Raw genomic sequence first — 618 nt, forward strand, 5'->3', positions numbered from 1 at the left:
GGGCTATAGCACCCTGTACCTGCGCACCCCGCGCCTGCTGGAACAACTGCGCATCGCTCATGGCGACGGCAGCTTCGGCCGTACCCTGCAACAGCTGGCAAAGGTCGACGTCCTGGTGCTGGACGACTGGGCGCTAGCCCCGCTGGAGGAAGGAGCCCGGCATGACCTGCTGGAGGTGATCGACGACCGCGCTGGCAGCCGCTCCACCATCCTGACGAGCCAACTGCCCATCGAGCACTGGCACGGCTGGATCAACGACCCGACCCTGGCCGATGCCATCCTCGACCGCCTGGTGCACAACGCCTACCGACTGACGATGAAAGGCGAGTCGCTGCGCCGAAAAAAAGCCGAGGAACAAGCCGCATCGTGACCGATGCGATTACAATCCAGAACCCGCGCAACCGGGGTGGAAGCACCGGTCACGTATTAGCGAAACGCTCGGTCACGTTCACCGAAATCCGCACCGAGGGCGAACGCTTCCAGCCGGACGTGCTGATCCGCCTGCCCGGCGACAAGCAGGTGGTGGTGGATGCCAAGGTCAGTCTCACGGCCTACCAGCAATACATCGCCGCTGACGACGATCTGTTGCGCCAGCAGGCGCTGAAGCAGCACGTAACG

Annotated in this window: 1 protein-coding gene and 1 pseudogene; both read left to right on the forward strand. The window is 63.9% G+C overall.

Features of this window, described 5'->3' with window-relative positions:
• Nucleotides 1-370, forward strand: a pseudogene (gene istB / locus M8318_RS00240) (IS21-like element IS1474 family helper ATPase IstB); the annotation flags it as partial.
• Nucleotides 367-618: DNA recombination protein RmuC (gene rmuC / locus M8318_RS22650; protein ID WP_262660579.1), on the forward strand; the 252-nt coding region annotated here is incomplete at its 3' end. The pseudogene istB and the gene rmuC, both read left to right, overlap by 4 nt.

The sequence above is a fragment of the Leclercia tamurae genome (assembly GCF_025566055.1).
In the GTDB taxonomy this organism is placed as follows: domain Bacteria; phylum Pseudomonadota; class Gammaproteobacteria; order Enterobacterales; family Enterobacteriaceae; genus Enterobacter; species Enterobacter tamurae.